Raw genomic sequence first — 23,641 nt, 5'->3', positions numbered from 1 at the left:
TTCTGCGCACCGACAAAGTCTCTCGGGGTGGACCTTGCCGCCGGCGCGCCTAGGATCGACGGCATGCATCGTCTGTTCGTCGGCTTTCGCCCACCCCCCGCGATTCGGGCGCAACTGCTTGCTGTTGCGGGCGGCGTGCCCGGGGCGCGCTGGCAGAGCGACGAGCAGCTCCACTGCACGCTACGCTATATCGGCGAGGTCGAGCGGCCGGTTGCCGAAGACGTCGCGCTCGCGCTCGGCAATGTCCGCTTCGCGCCGTTCGACCTCGTCGTCTCCGGGGTCGGCGAGTTCGACTCGCGTGGGCGCCCCAATGCGCTCTGGGCCGGATTGCGCCCGCACGAGACGGTGACCCAGCTCCACCACAAGGTCGATCAGGCGCTGGTGCGGGCCGGCCTCGTCCCCGAGCGCCGCGCCTATCTGCCGCACATCACGCTGGCCCGGATGAACGCAGCGGCAGGCGCCAACGAGCGCTTCCTGGAGGCACATGCCGGGCTCGCCAGCGCGCCCTTCACCGTCGACAGCTTCCTGCTCTACGAAAGCCATCTCGGCCGCGAAGGCGCCAGCTACGAAGCGATCGAGCGCTATCCGCTGCGCGGCTGAGCGCCCGTGACGCCGTCCGCCACCAGCGCCATCGCTGCGCGGACCACGTCGTCCTCCGCCGGGACCTTGCCGTCGAGCGCGAGCGTCGACAGGCCGTGGACCACGCCCCAGGCGGCGAGCGTCGCCGGCCCGGGATCGCCGCTCGCCAGACTTGCAACGCGCCGCGACAGGATGGCGAACGCCTCGCCATAGTCTTTCGGCGCGACGGCGCAGCCGGGATTGCCGCCGAACATCAGCCGGAACATCGCCGAATGCGCCTGCGCAAAGCGGAAATAGGCGATCCCCTGCGCGACCAGCGCCGCCTTGGCCGGCTCGGCCCGGTCCGCTTCCGCCAGCACCGACGCGAGTTCGGCGAACCCCGCCTCCGCCACCGCGCCGAGCAGCGCCGCCTTGTCGGCGAAGTGCCGATAGGGCGCCATCGCCGACACGCCGGTCGCCTTTGCCAGCGCGCGCAGCGTCACCCCGGCCTCACCTTGTTCGTCCAGCAGCGCCGTCGCGGCATCGATCAACCGCGTGCGCAATCCCTCTGCAGTTTCCATCTTGTTTACACCGTAAACTACTCGTATCGTGTACAGTGTAAACAAGGAGACTCGCCATGCAAGCCAACACGCTCCGCGAGACGGTCGATCTCGCTGCCTATCCCGAACTGATCGTCGTGATTCTGGGGTTCAAGCTGCGCCGCTGGCGTGCGCTTCCCGCGATGATGCGGATCGGCCGCGGGCTCGCCGAGATCAAGAAGAACCCGCCCGACGGGCTGCTCGCCGAGGACGGCATGCTGTTCGGCTGGAACCATGTAGGCTTCCGCCAATATTGGCGCGACCTGCCGAGCCTGGAGGCCTTCACCCGCAGCGCGCCGCATAGCGTGTGGTGGCGCGACTTCCTGAAGGACCCGCAGGGCGCCGGCTTCTGGCACGAGGCTTATAGCGCCCGCGGCATCGAGGCGGTGTATGTCAACCTGCCCGGCCAGCGGCTCGGCCTCGGCATGTTCGCGCCGATCGCCAAGCCGGTGGGCACGCTGATGTCTAGCCGGCAGCGCCTCCACGCCCATGTGGGCATGGAGGGCTGAGCCGGGCGGGCGTCGTCAGAACGACGCCCAGTCGCCGTCCGCCATGGCGGGAGCGGGTGCCGGCGCCGCCCGCATGCCGGCGCCGCCGCGCTTCGACAGGTTGGGGCGCTGCAGCGGCAGGCTCATGCGCGGGTTGTGCGCTTCCCCGACATTGAAGGCATGGGCAGAACGCTTCAGCGCCTCGACCTCACGGCTCAGGCTGCGCGCGGCGGCGGAGGTTTCCTCCACCATTGCCGCATTCTGCTGGGTCGCCTGGTCCATCACCGTGATCGCGGTGCTGATCTCGCCGATCGACGAGGCCTGGGCCTGGTTGGCGGTCGCCATGCTGCCGAGCAGGTCGTGCACTTCGCGAACATCGGTGGCGATCGCGGCGAAGGCGCCATCGACGCGCTGGACCATGCCCACCGCGGCGGTGACGTCGGCCTGGGTGGTGGTCAGCTGGTCGCGGGCGCGGCCGGCTTCCTCTTCGGCGCGCATCGCCAGCGCGGAGACGAGGTCGGCGACGACGGCGAAGCCGCGCCCGGCCTCACCGGCGCGGCCGGCTTCGACGGCGGCGTTCATGGCAAGGACGCGCGTCTGGAACGCGATCTTGTCGAGACCCTCGATCACGTCGTCGATGCCCTTGGCGCTTTCCGACACCCGGCTCATCGCCGCCACCGCTTCGTCGGCAACATCGCGGCCGGCCTGGACCGAGGCGATCGCCCCGTCGGCGCGCGCCACGGTCTGGTTGGCGCTGCCGGCAGTGCTGCGCAGCCGCTGGTCGATCTCGCCGATCGACTGGACCGTCTCCTGCAGGCTCGACGCAGCGCTCTCGGTGCGGCGCGAAAGGTCCTCGGAGGCGACCGCGATCTCGGCCGAGCCGGTGCTGATCGTCTCCGCCGAGGTCGCGACCGAGCGCACCAGCTCGCGCAGCGACGCCAGCGCCTCGTTGAAATTGGTCTTGAGCACTGCATTGGTGCCCGGGAAATCGGCGGTAACGTCGGCGGTAAGGTCGCCCTTGGCGAGCCGCTCGAGCGACTGGCCGAGCACCTGCACCACTTGCGCCTGCTGTTCTGCGGCCTCGCGCTGCGCGACCGCAGCATCGCGGAAGATCAGCATCGCGCGCGAGATGCGGCCGACACAATCCTCATAGTTGGTATTGGCGATCGGCGCGGACAGGTTGCCGGCCGCGAGACCCTCCATCCGGACGACCGTCGCGACATAGGGATCCGCAATGACGCGGGCGAACATGCGGGTGAGCACGAAGGCGGTCGCGATCACGACCACGTTGAGCCCCAGCATCACCCAGTGCGGCAGCACCAGATTGAGCACCGCAAGGATCACCATGATCCCGATCATCGAACCGAAGGTGACCTTCAGCTTCTCCCGAATGGGAGCCTTTACTTCCAACCAATGCAGCATTTCCGTCCCTCACGATCAGGTGCCGGAATTCCTCCGCCGGCCCGCGTTCAGCCCACCCAGCTGCATTGTAGAGGGTAAGAGATTGAGAAAGTTCATTCTGACATGCATCGGAAACAATTTGTCTGAAAAATCCGCTCGGATGGAGACGAACTGCCCGATCACCCCCGTCCGGGATCGATCAGGAACTTCTCGCCGGTGGCCTTGCGCTCATAGGCGCGCAACACGTCCGGCTGCAGCGCCTCGGCCAGCCCGATGGTGCGGGTGTAGCGGCTGGCGAAGGTGGTGGTGAGTTCGCTCAAGATGCGCTGGCGCATCGCCCCCAGCGTTTCCATCCCCGCACGGCGCAGGAAGGGCGTCAGCAGCCAGCCCGAGACGCTCCACTGGAAGCCGAAGGCGAGGCGATTGAGCGTGGTCGGCGCCAGGTCCAGCGCGCCATAGATATAGAGCTGCTTGAACTGTTCGGATCCATAGCGGCTATATTCGGTCATCTTGCGCACCGCCGCGGCTTCCATCGCCTGGAGGATGTCGCTGCCGAGAGCGCCGCCGCCGATCGCATCGAACGCCACGGTAGCGCCGGTCTCGGCCACCGCATCGATCAGCTTGGCGCGGAAATCCTCGTCGCGGCTGTTCACCACATGGGTGGCGCCGATGTCGCGCAGGATCGCGGCCTGCTCCTCGGAGCGGACGATGTTGACCAGCGGCACCCCGTCGGCGAGGCAGATCTTCTGCAGCATCTGCCCCAGGTTCGAGGCGGCGGCGGTGTGGACGATTCCGCTGTGCCCGTCGCGCCGCATCGTCTCGACAAAGCCGAGCGCGGTCAGCGGATTGACGAAGATCGCGGCGCCGTCCGCCGCCGCGGTGCCTTCGGGCAACGCGACCACGTCGCGCGCCTTCAGCACGCGGTAATCGGCGAACATCGCGCCGCCCACCGCCGCAACCCGCTTGCCCATCAGCGCGGCGGCGTCGGCCCCGGCGGCGACCACGGTGCCGGCACCTTCATTGCCCACCGGCATCGACTGGCCCAGCCGCGCCTTCATGCTGCCGAGCCGGCCCTTCTGCACCTCGAACACCAGCGCGTCGCCGTCCTGCCGCAGCGTATCGACCTGTGCCGGGCCGAGCAGCAGCCCGAGATCGCTGGGGTTGATCGGCGCCGCCTCGATGCGGACGATCACTTCGTCCGCGGCCGGGTCATCATAGGTCACCTGCTCCAGCGACAGCCGCAGCGTGCCATCCTCGCTCAACGTCGAGCGCAGTTCGCGTCCGGTGAATGCCATGGTTCCTCTCCTTGTGGTTCAACGGGTCTGTACGAGTTCTTCCACCAGCCGATCCGCCGCCGCGCGTACCTCTGCCCAAGTGCGGTCGAAGCCTTCCGGCCCGTCATAATAGGGATCGTCGACGGCGCGGCCTTCCCAGCCGGGCACCGCGTCGAGCAGCAGTCGCAGCCGTGCGCGACCGCTCTTCGGCGCGATCCGGCGCAGGTCGGCGAGGTTCTGCGGATCAAGCGCAAGGATATGATCGAACCGGTCGAAATCCGCGCGCGTCACCTGGCGCGCGCGCTGGCCGGTAATGTCGATGCCGTGCTTGGCGGCGACTGCGATCGAGCGGCGATCGGGCTGCTCGCCGGCGTGCCAGCCGCCGGTCCCCGCCGAGTCGGCGACCACCGCCACGCCGGCATCCTCCGCCGCCGCGCGGAACGCCGCCTCGGCCAGCGGCGAGCGGCAGATATTGCCCAAGCAGACGAACAGGAATGCCGGTTCGGCCATCGCGAAAATCATCCTTTCGTAAAATGGGTACGCTCTGCTAGCCTCAGTGGCAACGGCACGCATAACGCCGAAGGAGAGGATATGGCCAGCATGCCCCCGACGCCCGATGGGGCGAAGGCGACCCCCTATGCGTGGTACGTGCTAACGCTGCTGCTGCTCGTGTATATCCTCAACTTCGTCGATCGCCAGATCGTCGCCATCCTCGCCGACGACATCAAGCGCGACCTGGGCCTGCGCGACCAGGATATCGGCTTTCTCTATGGCACCGCCTTCGGCGTGTTTTACGCGCTGTTCGGCATTCCGCTGGGTCGGCTGGCGGACCATTGGCACCGCGTGCGGCTGATGACCCTCGGGCTCGCGCTCTGGTCGAGCATGACCGCGCTTTCCGGTTTCGCCCGCACCGGGCTGGTGCTGGGGCTGGCGCGGATGGGCGTCGGCATCGGCGAGGCGACCGCCGGACCCGCCGCCTATTCGCTGATCTCGGACTGGTTCCCCAAGCGCCTCCGCGCCACCGCGCTCGCCCTCTATTCCTCGGGCGTCTATCTCGGCGGTGGCCTTTCGCTGTTCCTCGGCGCGCTGATCGTGCAGCGCTGGAACCAGGCCTATCCGGGCGGCGGACCGCTCGGGCTGGTCGGCTGGCAGGCGGCGTTCCTCGCGGTCGGCGTGCCGGGCCTGATCGTCGCGGCGTGGATCGTCACGCTGCGCGAGCCACCGCGCGGGCTTTCCGAAGGCATGGCGACGCCGCCCCACCCCGCCCCGTTCCGCGCCTTTTTCGAAGAACTGCTGACGATCATCCCGCCCTTCACGCTGATCGGCGCGGCGCGGCTGGGGCCGGCGGCACTGGTGCGAAACCTTGCAGTGCTGGCGCTGGTCGCCGGGCTGGTCGCGGTGCTCGTCCATCTCGGCGAGCCGCCCGCGCAATGGATCGCCGTGGGGATCGGCGCCTATGCCGTGGTCAGCTGGGCGACCGCGCTCAAGCGGCGCGACCCGCCAACCCATGCGCTGATCGTCGGCACGCCGGCGTTTCTCTGCGTAGTACTGGCGTACGGTCTCAACACCTTCCTCGCCTACGCGATGGCAGGGTTCGCGCCGAGCTTCATCCGCCGCGCCTTCGACATCCCGCCCGAGCAGCTGGGGTCGCTGGGCTTCTGGATCGGCGCGCCGGTCGCGCTCGCGGGGTTCCTGGGCGTGACGATCGCCGGCCGGCTCGCCGATGCCCTGCGCGCGCGCAGCCCGGTCGGGCGCATCCACGTCCTGCTCTTCGCCTGCCTCGCGCCGATTGCGCCGATCGTGCTGCTGTTCACCGCACGCGACCTCACCACCGCCTATGTCATGCTGCCGGTGGCACAATTCCTGATCTGCGGCGGGCTGGGCGCGGCCGCGGCGACCACGCAGGACTTGGTGCTGCCGCGGATGCGCGGCACTGCGACCGCCGCCTTCTTCATCGGCACCACGCTGATCGGCCTCGCGCTCGGGCCCTATTGCGCCGGGCGGATTGCGACGCTGACCGGCGACCTGGCTACAGGGGTGCTGGCGCTGCTCGCCAGCGTGCCGCTCGCGCTGGCGGCGATCTGGGGCGCCTATCGGCTACTGCCGGCGGCGGAGGCGAGCAAGCTGGCCCGCGCCCGCGCCGCCGGCGAAGCGGTGTGACCGCTCAGACCGTCTGGAACACGCCGCAGACGATACGTCCGCCGCTGTTGCCGGCCGGATCGCTCTTGTAATCGTCTTCGCCGGCATGGACGACCAGCGCCGCGCCGTCCTGGTCCATCAGCTGGTCGAAGGTGCCGCCGGCCAGCGTGAAGCTCAGATGGCCATGGCCCTTCTCGTCCACCTTCATGTTGGGCAGGTCGCCGGCATGCGGGCCCATCGGGTTTTCCTTGCCATGCTTGGTGGCGCCCGGGTTCCAGTGTCCGCCGGCGCTGGCGAAATCGGGGGGCGTGCAGACGCCGGTGGTGTGGACGTGCACGCCGTGCGGCCCCGGCGAGATGCCGTTCACGTCGACCAATACGCGAATCGATCCCTCGACCTGCTCGGCCACCGCGGTGCCCACCACCTTGCCGCCGGCATCGTGCAGTTCCGCCTGTGCGCGGAAATGGCCGGCCATATAGCGTTCGTTCTGCTGCGTCGTCGCGCAGCCGCCCAGCAGCATGCCGATCGCGGCCGCGCCCGCGCCGATTCCCCAAGCCTTCATCTTCAATCTCCCGGCCATGTCCTTGCTGCGTAATGGCCCTTCTTGGCCGCGGTTCCAAGAGCCGCGGCGGCAAGTTCGGGCCATCCGTCGGTATCATACGGCGGATTGCTTCGGTTCGCCGCACCAGACCGCACGCCCACCGCAGCTTTTACTTTTCGTTAACCTTCGTTTACGACATTGCTTCGTGGGAGCGTCGCGGCAAAGCGCCTCCCATTGGTTCACAGGGCCAAAAGATTCACAGGGGAAGTATCATGCACCGGCTCGCCTTTGCGATGCTCGCTCTGCCCATGCTCGCCGGCTGCCAGGCGACGACGACGGCCAAAATGGATCTTCGCCCGATTGCAGTCGTGGAGATGCCGCCGCCCCCGCCGCTGTGGCGGACCCGCATCGCCCAGGCCGACATGCCGCGACTGGAGAACCTGCCGGCCAGCTGGCGCCAGCTGTACGAGAATGTGCGCGCGCCGGTGCGCAAGGTGCAAGGCGCGGTGCTCGATCCCGATGCCGGCCAGCCGCACCCGGCGCTGCCCCCCGGCTCCTATCGCTGCCGCACGCTGCACCTGAAGCCCGGCCCTGCCGGCCGCGCGCTGGTCCAGCCGAGCCCTGCCGGCTTCTGCTACATCTCCGCCACGAACGAGCCGAAGGACGACGCCCCCCTAGGGCTCGCCAAGCAGACCGGCAGCGACATCGTCGCCGGCTATGTGTTCCCGGACGGCAAGCGCTACGTGTTCCTCGGCGCGCGCCAGGCCAAGCCCGGTGCCAACGACGTCGGCTATGGCAATCCCGGCGCGCGCGACGTGGTCGGCATGGTGGAGCGCTTCGGCACCTTCCGGTGGCGGCTGGCGGTGCCCGGCGCGCTGCCCGGCAGCGTCGACGTCTATGAGCTGACCCCCGTGCCGGCGGACGTCCAGCCGAAGGGCTGATTTCCCGCCGCCGATCCCTTCGATGTCGAAACGTTTGTTCATCGGGGCGACAGAAACCGTTGCCGCAGTGCAACACCTCTTCCGCAAATGCTTCGCGGCGATGCAACCTTGGCCGTAGCCCGGGCATTGTGCGCCCATCTCCGGCCGCCCCGCCTTTCGTAGCGGGCCCGGGCCGGAAGATGTGTGTTTCACCAGCGTAGAGGTACCTCCCCCATGCGTAAGATCATCGCCGTCGCGGCAGCTGCTGCCGCGCTCCCCTTCGCCGTCCCCGCCTTCGCCCAGGACACCACCACCGGTGCCGGCACGATGGAGACCACCGCCGCGCAGGACAGCGGCACCCCCACCTCGCCGGACGGCTCCAAGGCCTTCGGCATCGAGCCCTATGTCGGCGTACTCGGCGGCTGGGAGCAGTTCGACCGTCAGCCGAATGCCGGCATCCCCATCCAGCCGAACCGCAACCGCCTCGATGGCGCGATGGTCCAGGGCGTCGCCGGCGTGAACGTGCCGCTCGGCCCGGTGTTCGTCGGCGCCGAAGGTAACGTTGCCAAGGGCGTCAGCGGCGACATCGATTGGGAATATGGCGCCGCCGGCCGCTTCGGTCTGCGCGCTGGCGACAGCGGCCTGATCTACGGCAAGGTCGGCTACCAGTGGGTCAATTTCGACAAGAACGCCAACACCAACCGTGACTATCACGCGATGACCTATGGCATCGGCGTCGAGGTCGGCCCGAAGGACATCGGCCTGGGCGGCATCACCGGCCGCAGCGGCCTGCGCCTGCGCCTCGAGATGAACACGTTCAGCGATGCGAAGAGCTTCCGCCCGATGGCGGGTGTGATCGCGCACTTCTGATCGGGTCCGCCGCCCTCCCTTTACGGGGAGGGCGGCATCCCCTTGATTCCCGTCAAGCCGCGCCCGCCATTTTCGGCTAGGGCGCGTTGCCATGTCCGAATCGCCCCTGCCCTTCGAGCGCGTCGGCGGCGAAGAGTCCGTCCGCGCCATCGTCGACCGCTTCTACGATCTGGTCGAGCAGGACACCGCCTATGCGGCGCTCCACGCGATGCACCAGCCGGACCTGACGGCGCTCCGCCACTCGCTCACCCGCTTTCTGGTCGCCTGGCTCGGCGGCCCGCGCGACTGGTTCGAGGCGCGGCCGGGCATGTGCATCATGGGCTTGCACCGCCAGCTCGCCGTTACGGCGCAGACCGCCGCGCAATGGGCGCATGCGATGGACCGCGCGATCGCCGCCGATCCGGGCATAGAACCCGAGACCGCCCGCCAGATGAGCGAGGCGCTCCACCGCATGTGCCGTGCCATGGCAGTGCAGGCCCGCACCGCCGCCGAAGCCGCCGCGCCCACCGCTACCGCCGACGCGCCTGCGGGTTGATCCGCTTCGGAGCAGGTCTCCGCCGCCAAAGGAATCGGATGCGCTACAAGGGGCCGCGAGATGAATGCGCGGATCACCCCCGTCGATACGCCGCTGGAAGTCGCCTGTGAACATTGCGGCCGCCTGGGGGTGACCCGCGAGGCGTGGGCGGAATGGAGCGTGGCCGAGCAGGCATGGGTGCTCAGCCATCTGTTCGATTTCGCCTTCTGCCACCACTGCCATCGGCCGACCCGGCCGGTCGAACGACCGGCCGGCGATACGGGCCCGGCGGCGAAGGGAGCGGTTTGAAACGGGCGGCGCGGGTTAACCCCCTCTCGTGCTACCCGCAGCGCGCAAGCGCGGGGGACGGGTCTGCCGGGTGTTGTGCCCCGGCAGGCCCGCAACTCCGGGGGTGAGGGTAGCGCGCGGGGCGAGGGCCGCGCGGAGGAAGGCGTGCGCCGCGGACGATAGAGTGGATCGGCCGCTTCCGCCCCGCTATCAGTCATGCGCTCGGTTGTCGCGCGATCCTGGAACCTGCTGTTCGTTCAGGGGAAGGGTCAAACGGCACTATCGCGGTGAGAAACTGCGTTGAAGGGCAATCTGCTTGCTTCTATTATGTGGGTATGGGGCATCAAATCACTGCGCTTATAGGTTCGCGGCGGGCACTTTCGCGACTGATTGAGCAATTCGGTCCCCCCGCAACGGTGGAGCTGATCGAAGAACTCGTGATTATGCCGTTGGGCAACCTACGACTCGATCTGTTGAAAGAAGCTCCAGCTCCCATCCACGATGGCTTTGCATACCTCAGCTCAGAGGTCGAAGCAGGTATTGTGGCCGGCGTCGGGGCCGAACCTGCGCTCTACATTGAAACTGAGTATTTTGGCGGAATGGGTGCGCAGGGCGCCGCCCTTTTCGCTGACGGGAAATTGATGTGGAGGCGCGCAATTTCGACAGAGGATACTGGAACTATCCTTGCGAAAACACCCATCAGTCAAGGTTTAGCGGCCTTGGGCGTTCGCTCAGCAGTCGGCCAAGATGAATTCGATACGGCAGGCCTCTCGCGTTTTCGTTCTCTTGAAGAGCTTGGTCTCTTTGAATGGGAGGATGAGGACTGACCGTCAGAAAACAGCCCGCCCGCAATCGCGGCGTTCGCGGTCGTTGCGTTTGAGCCGGTCGGGATGGCAGCTATCGCTGCGTTCGTCTCAAAAGCTGCCGTTCCGCTTCCCACCCAAAGCAGACGGTCTGTCCCAGCCCGATGACGACCGACGGCACGCCTAGAAGCGGATCATTCGCTCCAGTTCGTTCGCGCGGGTCGCGGTCTTGGTGACGAGGCAGGTGCTGTTGATCGTCTCCTGGTCGACCTTGCATTCATAATCGCGGGCCTTCAGCCAGGAGCGCTGCTCTGCGCGGAGGGCAAGGCGCTTGTCGGGTGTCTTGGCCAGCTGGCGCATGACTTCCTGATAGGCCTTGTTGAGGCGCGCATCCTGCGCCCCCATTTCGGACTGCGCGCAGATGCCCTGCTGGACGGTGTTGCTCCCCGCACGCGCCTGGCAGGCCCGATAGCGATCGGACACGCCTGCAGGTGCAACCTGGGCCTGTGCCGAAGCACCCGTCAGAACCAGAACCGACGCCGTCACGATGATCTTCAGCTTCATTACGGGTGCCCCACTGCTTAATCGCGACGAGACTTAGCCGTGATTCTCGCAGCTTGTCCACGAAGCTTTGCAAGCGGGAGGCCAGCGCTCCGCCGCAACAGCGGGGCGCCGTGGCAGCCCCCCACCGATCACGCAACGCCTCTCCCCCTCGCCGCATGCATCGTGTAGGCCCGCCGGCGATGTTTCGCCGTCCGCTGCTCGCTTCGCTGATCCTCGGCATCGCTTCCGCCACCGGCTTCGCGCCGCTGGCGTGGTGGCCGATCACCCTGCTCTGCTTCGCCGGGCTGTTCGCGCTGGTATACGCCGCCGCCCGGTTGCGCGGCGCGCTGCTCCGCGGTTGGCTGTTCGGGGTCGGCCATTTCACCCTGGGCGACAACTGGATCCAGCACGCCTTCGACTTCCAGGACAAGATGCCGCCAGCGCTCGGCTATGCCGCCGTCGTGCTGCTCGCGCTGTACCTCGCCGTCTATCCGGCGCTGGCGATGGGCGCGGCATGGGCCTTCGCGCGCAAGGTGAAGCCCCGCTCGGGCTGGGTCGAGCCGGACCTCGGCTATGTCCTGGCCGGTGCTGCCGCGTGGATCGTCACCGAATGGCTGCGCGGCGTGGCGTTCACCGGCTATCCGTGGAATCCGCTCGGCGTGGTCTGGGTGCCGGTGCCCGGCGTGCGCAACCTCGCGACGCTGATCGGCACCTATGCGCTCTCGGGCGTGACGATCGCGATCGCCGGCAGCCTCTACCTCGCCTTCCAGCGCCAGTATCGGCCGCTGCTCGTCGCCGCCGTGGCGCTGCTCGCGCTCAATCTCGCCTGGTCGGATCGCTGCGATCGGATCCGCTGCATCAGCACCGCGAGCGGCAAGGAAGTGGTGATCGTCCAGCCGAATATCGGCCAGGACGCGGTCAGCCGCCCCGATTATGCCGAATATCTGCTCAACCGGATGCTCGCGCTCAGCGGCAGGCCCGGCGCGCTGCCGCGGCTGGTGGTCTGGCCCGAAGGCATGGTCGATTACTTCCTCGAGGACGGCTATCCGGTGCAATGGTACCGGCAGGACCCGCGCCTCGTCCGCGCCCGCATCGGCGCGGTGCTGGGCCCGTGGGACCAGGCGCTGATCGGCGGCAACGCGCTGGAGTTCGATCGCACCAGCCAGTTGCAGGGCGCAGGCAACTCGGTCTGGGCGCTCGGCCCCGACGGCGTGCTCGGTGGGCGCTACGACAAGGCGCACCTCGTGCCCTACGGCGAATACCTCCCGATGCGTACGCTGCTCGCCCCGCTCGGGCTCGCGCGGCTGGTGATGGGTGATGTCGACTTCCTGCCCGGCCCCGGCCCGCGCGCGCTTCCCGTGCCCGGCTTCGGCAATGCCGGCATCCAGATCTGCTACGAGATCATCTTCTCGGGCCAGGTGGTCGATCGCGCCCACCGCCCCGACTTCCTGTTCAATCCCTCCAACGATGCCTGGTTCGGCGCCTGGGGCCCGCCGCAGCATCTGGCGCAGGCCCGGCTGCGCGCGATCGAGGAGGGCCTGCCGATCCTCCGCTCCACCCCCACCGGCATCTCGGCGCTAATCGACGGCCATGGCCGCCTGCTCGGCACTATCCCGCCGGGACAGGCCGGTGCGATCCGCCTGCCGCTCCCCCGCCCGCTGCCGCCGACGCTCTTCTCGCGGGTCGGCAACTGGATGGTGCTGCTGGTCGCGGTGCTTACGGGGTTGTTCGCGATTGCATATCGCCGCTTCGCCCGCTAGGGGGAGACATATAAGGAAAGCTTTATATGGGCATGGCAACGGCCCGGCGATCCTTCCCAACCTGAGGAATTTACATGCGTTCCAACTATCTCTTCACGTCCGAGTCCGTGTCCGAGGGCCATCCCGACAAGGTCGCCGACCAGATTTCCGACTCGATCGTCGACCTGTTCCTGTCGAAGGATCCCGAAGCGCGTATCGCCTGCGAGACGCTGACCACCACCCAGCTCGTGGTTCTTGCCGGCGAAATCCGCTGCAAGGGCGTGTACGAGGACGGCGCCTGGGCCCCGGGCGCGCAGGAAGAGATCGAGAAGACCGTCCGCGAGACGGTGAAGCGCATCGGCTATGAGCAGTCGGGCTTCCACTGGCAGACCTTCCGCTTCGAGAACAACCTGCACGCGCAGTCGGCGCACATTGCGCAGGGCGTGGACGCGAGCGGCAACAAGGACGAGGGCGCCGGCGACCAGGGCATCATGTTCGGTTTCGCCTGCGACGAGACCCCGGACCTGATGCCGGCGACGCTCTACTACAGCCACAAGATCCTCGAGCGCATGGCCGCCGACCGCCACTCGGGCGCCGCGCCGTTCCTCGAGCCCGACGCGAAGAGCCAGGTGACCCTGCGCTTCGAGAACGGCAAGCCGGTTGCCGCGACCGCCATCGTCGTCTCGACCCAGCACGCGCCGGGCTATGACACGGGCGACAAGGAAGCCGAGCTCCACAACTATGTGAAGAAGGTCGTTGCCGACCTGCTTCCGGCCGAGCTCCTCTCGGACGCGACCGAGTACCACATCAACCCGACCGGCTCGTTCGAAATCGGCGGCCCGGACGGCGACGCCGGCCTGACCGGCCGCAAGATCATCGTCGACACGTACGGCGGCGCCAGCCCGCACGGCGGCGGCGCGTTCAGCGGCAAGGATCCGACCAAGGTCGACCGTTCGGCGGCGTACATCACCCGCTATCTCGCCAAGAACATCGTTGCGGCCGGCCTCGCCAAGCGCTGCACGATCCAGCTCGCCTACGCCATCGGCGTGTCGAAGCCGCTGTCGCTCTATGTCGACACCCACGGCACCGGCACTGTCGGCGACGACAAGATCGAGCAGGCGATCCAGGGCATCGAGAAGCTGGGCGGCCTTACCCCGCGCGGCATCCGCACCCATCTCGGCCTCAACAAGCCGATCTACCAGCCGACCGCTGCGTACGGTCACTTCGGCCGCAAGCCCGAGGGTGATTTCTTCCCCTGGGAGCGCACCGACCTGGTCGAGGACCTGAAGGCTGCGCTCGCCGCCTGATCGGTCTTTCTGATCCGAAGATGAAAAGAGCCCCGCCGGCACCCGCCGCGCGGGGCTTTTTCGTGCGCCTGCACCCACTTGTTTCGCCTGCGGTCTATAAGGCGATGTGGGGCCCGTCATGGTTAACACGGGCAGCGGAGGGAGTAGGAATGGTTCTCGACACGGAGGACTGGCAGGCGGCACCGGCACCCGGCCTGCATCTCGCATTTCGACCGGTACACGACGTCATCACCGCCCGCGTCTTCGCCTATGAGGCGGTGCTGCGCGGCCCCGATGGCGAGGATCGCGACGAGATCCTCGCCCGGATCCCCGCCGATCACCATGCCGAGCTCGACCGGCGCGTCGCCGCCGGCGCGGTCGCCAGGGCGATGGAAATGGGTCTCGGCACCACCACGGCGCGGCTGCTGATCCCGATCCATGCGGCGACGGCCGCCCCCGCGGGCGCCGCGCTCGCCGCCGCCACGCAAGCCGGGCAGCGTACCGGCCTGATCCCCGAGCGGATGATCTTCGGCATCCACGGCTTTGCCGACGTGCCCGGCCAGCAGCTCGCCGACCTGGTCGACGGCCATGCCCGCGCCGGCGCGCTTACCGCCTTTCTCGGCCTCGGCCATGATCCGATCGGCTTCAGCCCCTGCGTGCGCTATCGCCCGGCGATGGTGCGGCTCGATCCTGATCTGGTGAACGGCATCGATGCCAGCTGGTCGCGCCGGCTGATGCTCGAGGAACTGGCGCCGCGCCTGCGCGAACACGGCATCCGCGTCATCGCCGACGGCGTGGCGCACGAGGGCGTGCTGCGCCGCCTGCGCAGCTTCGGCATCTTCCACCTTCAGGGCGATCTGGTCGCGCCGCCGATGCCCGGCATGCTGCCGCCGACGCGCATCGAGCGGCCGGCTGCAGCGGCTTGAGGCGGGGGGTAGAGGCTGACTTGCAGGCTGTCGCGCTTCACACAGCCACCGTCATCCCCGCGAAGGCGGGGATCCATTGGCGCTGAAGTCCCGGTTCCTTCCCCAGCGCGCAGGCTGATGGATTCCCGCCTTCGCGGGAATGACGAGGATTTGGGCGGGCCCGCGATCGCGCTACATGGGCGACGGTCAAACGCCGAACCTTCCCTCAAGACCACGGTGGTTCCCCGAGCGTCGCCATCAACGCTCGGGTAAGCACTCCGGCCCTATCTTCCACGGCAAGGGGATCCAGCTTGGAGATGCCCCATGCTCGACCAAATCGCTCCCGCTTCCCGCCAGGAACCCATTCCCCGGGACTGGTTCGCGATGGCCTTCCAGCCGGTCGTCAACACCTCCACCCTGATCGTCACTGCCTATGAGGCGACCTTCCGCGGGCCCGGGGGAGAAAGCCCCGCCGCGTTCGTCGAGACACTGGCCGAAGACAAGCGCCCCACCTTCGATCTGCGCTGCCGCGTCGCCGCGATCGAGCAGGCGATGGAACTTGGCATCACCGAACGCCACACCCGCCTCGCGATCAAGGTGATGCCGCGCTACATCACCGATCCGGTCGCGGATGCCGATCGCATGCTGCGCATCGTCCGCCGCCTCGGCTTCCCGGCCCGCGAGCTGGTGTTCGAATTCAGCGATCGCGATCATCTGGAAAGCGACCACATGCTCGCGCTGATGAAGGCCTATCGCAAACAGGGATTCCTGATCGCCTTCGACGATTTCGGCGCCGGCGACATGGGGCTCGATCTCGTCTCCGCCTTCACCCCCGACACGCTCAAGCTCGCCCCCGAGCTGGTGCACAGCCTGTGCAGCAGTTGGGCCAAGCGGATCGTCGTCGAGCGTGTGACCGAAATCGCCAAGAAGGGCCGCATCCGGCTGATCGCCGAGGGCGTCTCGACTCGCGCCGAACACGACCGGCTGCGTTCGCTGGAGGTCACGCTGATGCAAGGCGACCTGATCGCGCCCGCGCAGGTGGGTGCGCTGCCCGCCCCTGCGCTGCGTCTCAACGCCGCCGCATGAGGCGCGAATCGCGGAATCGTTTGCAGTCGCCGAATGCAACCTTCGTAGTTTCCCCAACCGTTTGAATCCGCTGCGGCGACGCACGGAATGGGAGGGTCGGGCCGAATTGGGTACCCAAGCTTCAGGTTCACAAAGAATCGCGTTGAGGAGCACACCCCATGGCCACCACGATGGATCTTCGGATCGACCTGCAGCCGATCACGGCGCACGGCAGCGCCGAGCCCTTCGCCTGGCATGCCGGCATCCAGGCGCGTCCCCAGGCCTTCCACACCGTCGACGCGATCCTGCTGCGCGAGGACCGCGCCGAACTGGAAGCCGCCCGCCTCGATCGCGCGCTCGCCGCCGCCGCCGAGGCCGGGCTGGCCGAAGCTGGCACGCTGCTGGCGGTGCCGGTCCAGGTCCGCGCCGGTGCGCCCGATCGCCTGCTCGGCCATCTGTTCCGCGCCGCGCTGCGCCACCGCTTCCCGCTCGACCAGATCGTCGTCGAGATCAGCGCCGACGAATCGACCGATCGCGATGCCGCCGCCGCGATGATCCATGCCTGCACCGATCGCGGCATGATGATCGGCCTGAGCGACTTCGCCGCCGGCCCGCTGGCGCTGGGCCTGCTCGCCCATTGCTCGCCGCGGCTGATCCGCCTCGCGCCTTCGCTGGTCCACCATCTCGAGGCCGCCCCGGCCCGCGCGCGCCTGGTCGAAGGCGTGCTGCGCCTCGCCCGCGGCATGGGCGTCACCGTGATCGCGCCGGTCCCCAGCGAGGAAGCCGAGCAGCGCGCCGCCGCCGCCGCCGGGCTCCGCCATTTCCAGGGCACGCCGAACGCCGCACCGCGCGTCCGCCGCTACACCCGCCCGGTCCGCCGCTGGGGTGCGCCGGTTACCGTGACCCGCCTCGCCGCCTGAACGCCCCGGATTTGCCAGCACGCGGCGGCGCGACTATGCGCTGCGCCCCATGCCAGATCCCGTCACGCTCCGCCGTCTCTATGGCCGCCGCCAGGGCCACAAGCTCCGCCAGGGCCAATCCGCGCTCGTCGAGGCATTGCTCCCCCAGGTGAGCGTGCCCGATGCCGGCCCGCTCGATGCGCAGACGCTGTTCGGCGACGACCGCCCGCTCGAATTCGAGATCGGCTTCGGCGGCGGCGAGCATCTTGCCGGCCAGGCGACGATGCGGCCCGACCATGGCTTTATCGGCTGCGAGCCCTTCCTCAACGGCGTGGTCGGCGCGCTCAACCATATTCGCGACGGCGAGCTCGCCAATGTCCGCGTCCACATGGGCGACGCACTGGAAGTGATGGAGCGGCTGCCCGATGCGAGCCTGTCCCGCGTCTACCTGCTCCACCCCGATCCCTGGCCCAAGGCGCGCCATGCCAAGCGCCGCATGGTCAACCATGGCCCGCTCGACCTGATCGCCGCCAAGCTCAAGCCCGGCAGCGAGTTCCGCCTCGGCACCGACGATCCCACCTATTGCCGCTGGGCGATGATGGTGCTGGGCCAGCGCAAGGATTTCGTCTGGCAGGCGCAGACCGCGCAGGACTTCCTCACCCGCCCCGCCGACTGGCCCGAGACCCGCTACGAGCGCAAGGCACGCCGCCAGGGGCATGAGGTCTGGTATTTCCGCTATGTCCGGGTCTGAGCCGGACCACCAGATCGAAAGCGTTGAGACGCTCTATCAGGGGTGGGGCCGGCTGCTGCTGGCGACGCTGCGCACCCCCGATGGCAGCGTCATTACCCGCCAGATCGAGGATCACGGCGATGCCGTGGCTGTCCTCCCCTATGATGCGGACCGCGGCACGGTGCTGCTGGTCCGCCAGTCGCGCCCGCCGCTGATCTTTCGGGGCGAGCCCGAGTCGGTCTACGAGGCGCTCGCCGGGCGGATCGATCCGGGCGAGGATGCCGAGAGCACTGCCCGCCGAGAGGCGGTGGAGGAATGCGGCGTCACGCTGGGCACGATCGACCTGGTCGGCCATTTCTTCGCCATGCCGGCGGTCTCGACCGAGCGGCTGAGCCTCTATCTCGCCCCGTACAGCCTTGCCGATCGCACCAGCGCGGGCGGCGGGCTGGCGCACGACCATGAGGATATTGAGGTCATCGAGATACGGCTCGACGACCTTTGGGCGAAGGGCATGGCGGCGCTGGCCGACATGAAGACCGCGATCCTGGTGCTGGCGCTGCGCGAACGCCTCGCCGCTCAGGCCTGGCCGCCCGCCGCCTGACCGCTGCGGCGCCACGCACCGCGCAATAGCCGCGCGGCGAGTGCCTCCACTCCGGGCCGCACGAAGATCCAGTCGCGGATCGCCGGGCCCTTGGTCGCCCCCATCGTCTGCTTGTACCCGCTGTCGCCCGCACCCCAGTCGACCAGCGTCACGCCCTGCTCGCGGGCGCGCAGCAGGTTGCGGTACTGGAGCAGCTTGCCCGGCGACTGCTTCGCCACCGCGGGATCATAGCTGTTGGCGATGGCGTAGCAGCGCGCGCCGGTGATCAGGTCGAACGAGAAGGCCATGGGTCGGCCGTCGATCCGCAGCACCGCAGCGGAGAACATGCCGGCCAGCACGGGATCGTGCAGCGCCGCTTCCCAGAAGGCGCCGTGCCCGTCGGCAGTGAACTTGGCGTCGTGCCCGTCGGTGCGATCGGCGATCCAGCTGCGCCGTTCGATGTCGGCGAGCGCATCGATATCCGGCGGTCCCCATTCCCAGGCGAGCGCGCCCGCGCCTGCGAGATGCTTCTCCAGATGCCGGTTCTTGCGCAGCGTCGAGCCGCGCGGCCAGTCCTCGGCGGCGATGTCGAGCAGGAAGCTGTCGGCCACCTGCCGATCGAGCAGCGTCCAGCCGGTCGCCAGCGCCCGCGCCTGCAGCCAGTCGAGCGCGGGATCGCCGTCATATATCGGCCCGACCCGCAGCGCGCGCACCTGCCGCGCGAGCGCGCCGAGCAGCGCATCCGCTGCCGCCGGACTCGCGCCGTCCACGACCGGGAAACTGCGGAAGGGCCAGTAGCAACCGGGAATCTCCGCCAGCCCCAGCCAGCGCGGCCCCCTGGCGACGAGGGGCAGCGCCGCGAGCGGAACGCCCGCCACGTCCACCACCAGCGTCCGCGCCGCGCCGCCATAGGCCTGCAGCGCCGCAGCATACCACCCGCGCCGGAGGAAGCGGTGGCTTTCCGGCGCCTGCTCCGCAACCGCGTCCAGCGTGTCCGCGAGGCCGTGCACACAGGTGGCGGATACCCTCTCCCCACCCCGCTCGTCATCCCCGCAAAGGCGGGGATCCATTGGTGGGAACGCCTGGACTTCTTCCCCGTCCGTCCTGGCAAATGGATCCCCGCCTTCGCGGGGATGACGGTGGGGAGCGGGGACCGTGGGGGCCATTCAAGCGTCTTACTGGCCTACCCGTTACCATCCGGTGCAGCCCCTGCTTGCACGCAGTGCACCACCGCTTGCATAAGGAACATGCATGCAAGGCTTCTATCTCTCCACCGTCTCGGAAACGATCCAGGCCGCGATCGCGCCGGTGTTCCTGCTCGCCGGCATCGGCGCGTTCCTGAACACCATGGTCGGCCGGCTCGCGCGCATCGTCGACCGCGCCCGAGTGATCGAGGAGCTCCATCCCCGCTCCAGCGGGCCCGAGCATGACCGCCACGTGTGGGAGCTGCGGATCATCGATCGCCGCATCTCGGTGATCAACAACGCGATCTTCCTCTGCACCGCCAGCGCGCTCGCCATCTGCTTCGTCGTGGCGCTGATGTTCGTCTCGCGGCTGGCCAACCTCCATGTCGGCATCTGGGTGGCGGTGGCCTTCATCCTCTCGATGCTGCTGCTGATGGCCGGGCTGCTCTATTTCCTCGTCGAGGTGCGGATCTCGCTCAAGGCGATCCATGTCCGCGCGGAACTGCTCGAACTTGATTCCTAGGCCATTGCCCTAAGGGCGCCGCCTGACTAACACCCCGCTTCCATTCCACGGTCGGGCAGGCAATGGCGGACGCACCTCTTATCGGCATCATCATGGGCAGCACCTCCGATTGGGAGACGATGCGCCACGCCGCGTCGATCCTGGAGGAGCTGGGCGTGCCGCACGAGACCAAGGTCGTCTCCGCCCACCGCACCCCGCAGCGTCTCTATGACTATGCCACCAGCGCGGCGGACCGCGGGCTGAAGGTGATCATCGCGGGCGCCGGCGGTGCGGCGCACCTCCCCGGCATGGCCGCGGCAATGACGCATCTGCCGGTGCTGGGCGTGCCGGTCGAATCCAAGACGATGAAGGGGCTGGATAGCCTCTATTCGATCGTCCAGATGCCCGGCGGCATCCCCGTCGGCACGCTGGCGATCGGCAAGGCCGGCGCCAAGAACGCCGCATTGCTCGCCGCCGCGATCCTCGCCACCGCGGACGCGGCCCTCACCGAAAAGCTGATCGCCTGGCGCACCGCCCAGACTGACAGCGTCGCGGAGGAACCGGCATGAGTGACATCCTCCCCCCCGGTTCCACCATCGGCATCCTCGGCGGCGGCCAGCTCGGCCGGATGATCGCGGTCGCGGCCGCCAATCTCGGCTATCGCACCCATGTCCTCGCGCCCGACGAGGAAAGCATCGCCGCGCAGACCGCCTCCAGCTTCACCCGTGCCGATTATCACAGCCATATCGTGCTCGACGAACTGGCGAGCCACGCCGACGTGATCACCTACGAGTTCGAGAATGTCGCGCTCGCCCCTGTCGCGCACCTCGCCGCCAAGGTGCCCGTCCGCCCCGGCGCCAGAAGCTTGGAGATCGCGCAGGACCGCGCCAACGAGAAGTCGTTCGTGGCCGACCTCGGCGGCCGCACCGCGCCCTGGGCGCTGGTCACCACCCGCGACGAGCTGCACGAGGCGATCGCCCGCATCGGCGCGCCCTCGATCCTGAAGACACTGCGGCTCGGCTATGACGGCAAGGGCCAGGTGCGCCTGCACGACGCCTCCGAGGCCGAGGCGGCCTGGGCGGCGATCGGCGAGCGCCCGGCGATCCTCGAAGGCTTTGTCACCTTCAGCCACGAATTCTCGATCATCACCGTGCGCGGGCTGGACGGCACGCTGGCCAGCTATCCGCCGCCCTGGAACGAGCACAAGGACGGCATCCTCGCCCGCTCCACCCTGCCCGCCCCCGCCGAAATCGCTCGCCACTGGACCGAGGCGGCGGCGCTCTCCGGCCGCGTCGCCGAGGCGCTGGGCCATATCGGCGTGCTGACCTGCGAGTTCTTCGCGACCGAAGACGGCCCGGTATTCAACGAAATGGCGCCGCGCGTCCACAATAGCGGCCACTGGACGATCGAGGGCGCCGAGACCTCGCAGTTCGAGAACCATGTCCGCGCAATCTGCGGCCTGCCGCTCGGCTCGACCGCGCTCACGGGCACGCATGTGGAAATGGAAAACCTGATCGGCGACGAGGCCGACCGCTGGCCCGAGCTGCTCGCCGAGCCGGGCACGCACCTGCACCTCTACGGCAAGGGCCAGGCCCGGCCGGGGCGCAAGATGGGGCATGTCACGCGGGTGAAGCGAGGCTGACGCGCATCCCCGCGCGGGGCTCAATTGCCCTCGGAATCGACGACGAACACCTCCGGCTTGCCCCGCGACAGGGGATCCCAGCCGGCCGACAGCGCGGACCGAACGCAGCGCGTGATCGTCGCATCGTCCAGTTGCAGGCGGCCGCGCGGTAGCCCCTTGAGCAGGCGCTTGGGCGCCGGGAACTCCAGCCACGCCTCGCGCTTGGCATCGCGCTGGGCGACCGCGATCGTCATCCCCTTCCAGCCCTCGTCGTCGGACAGATGGGGCTCGCGCTGCAGACGCCAATCATAGGTCACGCCATCCAGATCGATGGCACCGCTGGTGCTAAGGGATTTCGACATCCCGCGCCCCTTACACGCTAGCCGCGCAAAGGCACAGGGTGGATGCGGCGGCCGTTCGGTAGGATACGCCTTCCGGTGCCGTATCCATCCCAACGGCAGCTGGGAAGATAAAGGGCGCTACCCGCACTGCATCCATTCCGGACATCGGGATCAACTCTAGCGCCAAGATTGCAGCAAGACTGCAACACAACTTGGCCGCACCGCGGGCAAACGATTGCGAAAACTACACCTTAACCTTTTGAGCACCTTTCCGCCGGATATTGACGCTCGACTCTTTTCGACTGTCAATTCAAGGGGGAACAGGCGATGTCTTCGATCAATTCGGTGTCCACCGTGCCCTATGTGCCGCAGGCCGCAACGACCGCGCAGGACACGGCGACCGATAGCACCAAGACCGAGGCCGCTGCCGCCCCCGCGCTCGATGCACGTCCGCCGCAACTCGCTGCCGCCACCGCCGCGGCGCTGATCGCCGAACAGGCCGCTCCCCCCGTCGCGCCTGCCGATCTCGCCGGCCAGGATCTGCGGAACACCGATCTGACCAAGCTCGACCTCAAGAACGCCAACCTCAAGGGTGCCAACCTTTCCGGCATGGACCTGAGCGGCCTCGATTTCTCCGGTGCGGACCTGAGCGGCGCGAACCTTTCCGGGGCGACGCTCGTCAAGACGAACCTCACCGGTGTGACGGCCGAAGGCGCCAATTTCTCCTCGGCGACGCTGACCAACACGGCGATGGACAATGCCGATTTCCGCTCGGCCGATTTCTCCAAGGCCAGCATCTCGAACAAGGCCACGACCGAGCCGCCGATCCCGGCCGACTTCGCCAAGACCAACGTCAATTTCGACGGTGCCAACTTCGCGGGTGCCTCAATCAAGCTCACCCGACTCCTCGAATCGACCGCACGCAACGCCGATTTCAGCGGCGCCACGCTGAGCAGTTTCAGCTTCGAACATTCGGATCTGTCGGGCGCTACCTTCCGTGAGTTCAAGGGCGGCGTGAACGCGGAATATTCCAACGCGGAGAATGTCGACTTCCGGAGCACCTCCGGCCTTGCCAGCGTGCGGATGGACGCCACGAAGCTGAGCGGCGCAGATTTCCAGGGCGGCAGCTATACGTCTCTCACGCTGCGCTTCGACGATCTCCGGAACGTCAATCTGAACGTGAAGAATCACAAGATCGCGAAGGGGGATTTCGAAGGCTCCGACCTGTCGGGCAAGGATTTCTCCGGCTACGACCTGCAGGGTGCGCGCTTCGGTCAAGTCGCCGGCAGCTCCCCGGAAGGCCATAGCTGGAGCAACGGGCTGGAGAATGTGAACTTCGCCAACGCCAATCTGATCGGCGCCCACTTCTATGTCGCCGATGTCTCCAGCGCCAATTTCTCCGGCGCCAGCCTGCGTGCGGCGTGGTTCACCGAGACCAATGTGGCGGACAACAAGTCCGCCAATATCGCCCATTCGGTGCTCACCGTGCAGCACGGCTTCGTGGATCCGACCGAAGATCCCCTCGCCACGATCGACGCGCTGAAGGCGAAGCTGCTGTCCAAGGACGACCAGGACATCGCGGAGGGCAACAAGGCCCTCGGCATTCTGAATGGTGGCCCGAGCGACGAGGCCGTGGCGATGAGCGCGGCGCTGCGGGTTCTCACCGGCATTTCCGACCGCCTGCACGCGGAGCGCGACGGCCCGGCCAAGGACGCCGACGCGAAGAAGGCCGAGCAGCAGAAGCAGGAGGCGCTCGAAGCCGAGGCGCAGCGCCGCAAGAATGAGGCCACCGAAGCCAAGATCGCCGACCAGCTCACTGCCGCGACCGACTAGCGCTTCCGATGGCTAGCC

27 protein-coding genes are annotated in these 23,641 nt (G+C 68.1%); 19 read left to right on the top strand and 8 right to left on the bottom strand.

Annotated elements, in window-relative coordinates; genetic code table 11:
• The first annotated feature begins 63 nt into the window (after positions 1-63).
• On the top strand, positions 64-600 hold the full coding sequence (gene thpR / locus BM009_RS14125) for an RNA 2',3'-cyclic phosphodiesterase (protein ID WP_093297131.1): 537 nt from the start codon (positions 64-66) through the stop codon (positions 598-600).
• Here thpR and BM009_RS23160 read toward each other — a convergent pair.
• Positions 582-1,139: a TetR/AcrR family transcriptional regulator gene (locus BM009_RS23160; protein WP_093297130.1), complete on the bottom strand. Its 558-nt coding sequence runs from the start codon at positions 1,137-1,139 to the stop codon at positions 582-584. The genes thpR and BM009_RS23160 overlap by 19 nt on opposite strands.
• A 56-nt stretch (positions 1,140-1,195) precedes the next feature.
• Between BM009_RS23160 and BM009_RS14115 the strand changes: the two genes are divergently transcribed.
• Entirely contained in the window at positions 1,196-1,666 is a 471-nt protein-coding gene (locus BM009_RS14115; protein ID WP_093297128.1) for a monooxygenase family protein, read from the top strand.
• A 15-nt stretch (positions 1,667-1,681) separates the two neighbouring features.
• On the opposite strand, the gene BM009_RS14110 is transcribed toward BM009_RS14115, so the two are convergent.
• The 3 genes from BM009_RS14110 to BM009_RS14100 form a co-directional block, all read right to left on the bottom strand.
• Positions 1,682-3,067, bottom strand: a complete 1,386-nt coding sequence (locus tag BM009_RS14110) for a methyl-accepting chemotaxis protein (protein ID WP_093297127.1) — start codon at positions 3,065-3,067, stop codon at positions 1,682-1,684.
• Positions 3,068-3,225: 158 nt separating this feature from the next.
• Positions 3,226-4,341, bottom strand: coding sequence for a zinc-binding dehydrogenase (locus BM009_RS14105; protein WP_093297125.1), 1,116 nt, complete (start codon positions 4,339-4,341; stop codon positions 3,226-3,228).
• 18 nt (positions 4,342-4,359) lie between these two features.
• The gene (locus tag BM009_RS14100) at positions 4,360-4,830 is read right to left on the bottom strand and encodes a low molecular weight protein-tyrosine-phosphatase (protein WP_093297363.1); all 471 of its coding nucleotides are present in this window, start codon (positions 4,828-4,830) and stop codon (positions 4,360-4,362) included.
• Between the two features lie 81 nt (positions 4,831-4,911).
• Here BM009_RS14100 and BM009_RS14095 point away from each other — a divergent pair, with 81 nt between their 5' ends.
• Positions 4,912-6,480: an MFS transporter gene (locus tag BM009_RS14095; protein ID WP_093297124.1), complete on the top strand. Its 1,569-nt coding sequence runs from the start codon at positions 4,912-4,914 to the stop codon at positions 6,478-6,480.
• A 4-nt stretch (positions 6,481-6,484) separates the two neighbouring features.
• Here the strand turns inward: BM009_RS14095 and BM009_RS14090 are convergent, their stop codons facing one another.
• Positions 6,485-7,021: a superoxide dismutase family protein gene (locus BM009_RS14090; RefSeq protein WP_093297122.1), complete on the bottom strand. Its 537-nt coding sequence runs from the start codon at positions 7,019-7,021 to the stop codon at positions 6,485-6,487.
• 251 nt (positions 7,022-7,272) lie between these two features.
• On the opposite strand from BM009_RS14090, the gene BM009_RS14085 reads away from it, so the two are divergent.
• The 5 genes from BM009_RS14085 to BM009_RS14065 all read left to right on the top strand — a co-directional run bounded on the left by BM009_RS14085 (position 7,273) and on the right by BM009_RS14065 (position 10,419).
• Positions 7,273-7,941: a DUF4893 domain-containing protein gene (locus BM009_RS14085; RefSeq protein WP_093297121.1), complete on the top strand. Its 669-nt coding sequence runs from the start codon at positions 7,273-7,275 to the stop codon at positions 7,939-7,941.
• Positions 7,942-8,154: 213 nt separating this feature from the next.
• Positions 8,155-8,790 carry an outer membrane protein gene (locus tag BM009_RS14080; protein WP_093297119.1) on the top strand — a complete coding sequence of 212 codons (636 nt, stop codon included), beginning with the start codon at positions 8,155-8,157 and terminating at the stop codon, positions 8,788-8,790.
• Between the two features lie 91 nt (positions 8,791-8,881).
• Positions 8,882-9,325 carry a globin domain-containing protein gene (locus BM009_RS14075; RefSeq protein ID WP_093297118.1) on the top strand — a complete coding sequence of 148 codons (444 nt, stop codon included), beginning with the start codon at positions 8,882-8,884 and terminating at the stop codon, positions 9,323-9,325.
• 60 nt (positions 9,326-9,385) lie between these two features.
• Positions 9,386-9,613, top strand: coding sequence for a hypothetical protein (locus BM009_RS14070; protein WP_093297116.1), 228 nt, complete (start codon positions 9,386-9,388; stop codon positions 9,611-9,613).
• A 395-nt stretch (positions 9,614-10,008) separates the two neighbouring features.
• Positions 10,009-10,419 carry a hypothetical protein gene (locus BM009_RS14065; RefSeq protein ID WP_093297115.1) on the top strand — a complete coding sequence of 137 codons (411 nt, stop codon included), beginning with the start codon at positions 10,009-10,011 and terminating at the stop codon, positions 10,417-10,419.
• Between the two features lie 159 nt (positions 10,420-10,578).
• Here the strand turns inward: BM009_RS14065 and BM009_RS14060 are convergent, their stop codons facing one another.
• Entirely contained in the window at positions 10,579-10,959 is a 381-nt protein-coding gene (locus BM009_RS14060) for a lysozyme inhibitor LprI family protein (RefSeq protein WP_093297113.1), read from the bottom strand.
• A 179-nt stretch (positions 10,960-11,138) separates the two neighbouring features.
• On the opposite strand from BM009_RS14060, the gene lnt reads away from it, so the two are divergent.
• The 7 genes from lnt to BM009_RS14025 all read left to right on the top strand — a co-directional run bounded on the left by lnt (position 11,139) and on the right by BM009_RS14025 (position 18,163).
• Positions 11,139-12,698 carry an apolipoprotein N-acyltransferase gene (gene lnt / locus BM009_RS14055; RefSeq protein ID WP_093297112.1) on the top strand — a complete coding sequence of 520 codons (1,560 nt, stop codon included), beginning with the start codon at positions 11,139-11,141 and terminating at the stop codon, positions 12,696-12,698.
• A 74-nt stretch (positions 12,699-12,772) separates the two neighbouring features.
• A complete protein-coding gene (metK, locus tag BM009_RS14050) occupies positions 12,773-13,984 on the top strand; it encodes a methionine adenosyltransferase (protein WP_093297110.1) in 1,212 nt (403 codons plus the stop codon).
• Positions 13,985-14,133: 149 nt separating this feature from the next.
• Entirely contained in the window at positions 14,134-14,889 is a 756-nt protein-coding gene (locus tag BM009_RS14045) for an EAL domain-containing protein (RefSeq protein ID WP_093297109.1), read from the top strand.
• Positions 14,890-15,192: 303 nt separating this feature from the next.
• Positions 15,193-15,954 carry an EAL domain-containing protein gene (locus BM009_RS14040; protein WP_093297107.1) on the top strand — a complete coding sequence of 254 codons (762 nt, stop codon included), beginning with the start codon at positions 15,193-15,195 and terminating at the stop codon, positions 15,952-15,954.
• 158 nt (positions 15,955-16,112) lie between these two features.
• Entirely contained in the window at positions 16,113-16,853 is a 741-nt protein-coding gene (locus tag BM009_RS14035) for an EAL domain-containing protein (RefSeq protein ID WP_093297105.1), read from the top strand.
• 49 nt (positions 16,854-16,902) lie between these two features.
• Positions 16,903-17,583, top strand: coding sequence for a tRNA (guanosine(46)-N7)-methyltransferase TrmB (trmB, locus tag BM009_RS14030; RefSeq protein ID WP_093297104.1), 681 nt, complete (start codon positions 16,903-16,905; stop codon positions 17,581-17,583).
• Positions 17,570-18,163, top strand: a complete 594-nt coding sequence (locus BM009_RS14025; RefSeq protein WP_093297102.1) for an NUDIX domain-containing protein — start codon at positions 17,570-17,572, stop codon at positions 18,161-18,163. Before trmB ends, BM009_RS14025 begins: the two co-directional genes overlap by 14 nt.
• Here the strand turns inward: BM009_RS14025 and BM009_RS14020 are convergent.
• Positions 18,139-19,152: a GNAT family N-acetyltransferase gene (locus tag BM009_RS14020; RefSeq protein WP_254772291.1), complete on the bottom strand. Its 1,014-nt coding sequence runs from the start codon at positions 19,150-19,152 to the stop codon at positions 18,139-18,141. The genes BM009_RS14025 and BM009_RS14020 overlap by 25 nt on opposite strands.
• Before the next feature lie 241 nt (positions 19,153-19,393).
• On the opposite strand from BM009_RS14020, the gene BM009_RS14015 reads away from it, so the two are divergent.
• From BM009_RS14015 to BM009_RS14005, 3 genes are all read left to right on the top strand, one after another.
• Entirely contained in the window at positions 19,394-19,849 is a 456-nt protein-coding gene (locus BM009_RS14015; RefSeq protein ID WP_093297099.1) for a DUF2721 domain-containing protein, read from the top strand.
• Positions 19,850-19,911: 62 nt separating this feature from the next.
• A complete protein-coding gene (gene purE / locus BM009_RS14010) occupies positions 19,912-20,397 on the top strand; it encodes a 5-(carboxyamino)imidazole ribonucleotide mutase (protein WP_093297098.1) in 486 nt (161 codons plus the stop codon).
• Complete coding sequence (locus BM009_RS14005) at positions 20,394-21,470, top strand: 5-(carboxyamino)imidazole ribonucleotide synthase (RefSeq protein ID WP_093297096.1); 1,077 nt, start codon at positions 20,394-20,396, stop codon at positions 21,468-21,470. The genes purE and BM009_RS14005 overlap by 4 nt, the downstream gene beginning before the upstream one ends.
• A 20-nt stretch (positions 21,471-21,490) precedes the next feature.
• On the opposite strand, the gene BM009_RS14000 is transcribed toward BM009_RS14005, so the two are convergent.
• Positions 21,491-21,811: a hypothetical protein gene (locus BM009_RS14000; RefSeq protein ID WP_064310305.1), complete on the bottom strand. Its 321-nt coding sequence runs from the start codon at positions 21,809-21,811 to the stop codon at positions 21,491-21,493.
• Between the two features lie 306 nt (positions 21,812-22,117).
• On the opposite strand from BM009_RS14000, the gene BM009_RS13995 reads away from it, so the two are divergent.
• Entirely contained in the window at positions 22,118-23,623 is a 1,506-nt protein-coding gene (locus tag BM009_RS13995; RefSeq protein ID WP_093297095.1) for a pentapeptide repeat-containing protein, read from the top strand.
• Positions 23,624-23,641 lie beyond the last annotated feature (18 nt).

The sequence above is a fragment of the Sphingomonas sp. NFR04 genome (assembly GCF_900114095.1).
Taxonomy (GTDB): domain Bacteria; phylum Pseudomonadota; class Alphaproteobacteria; order Sphingomonadales; family Sphingomonadaceae; genus Sphingomonas.
Note: the sequence above shows the minus strand (reverse complement) of the source record. Positions and strands in the feature narration are given on the sequence as shown.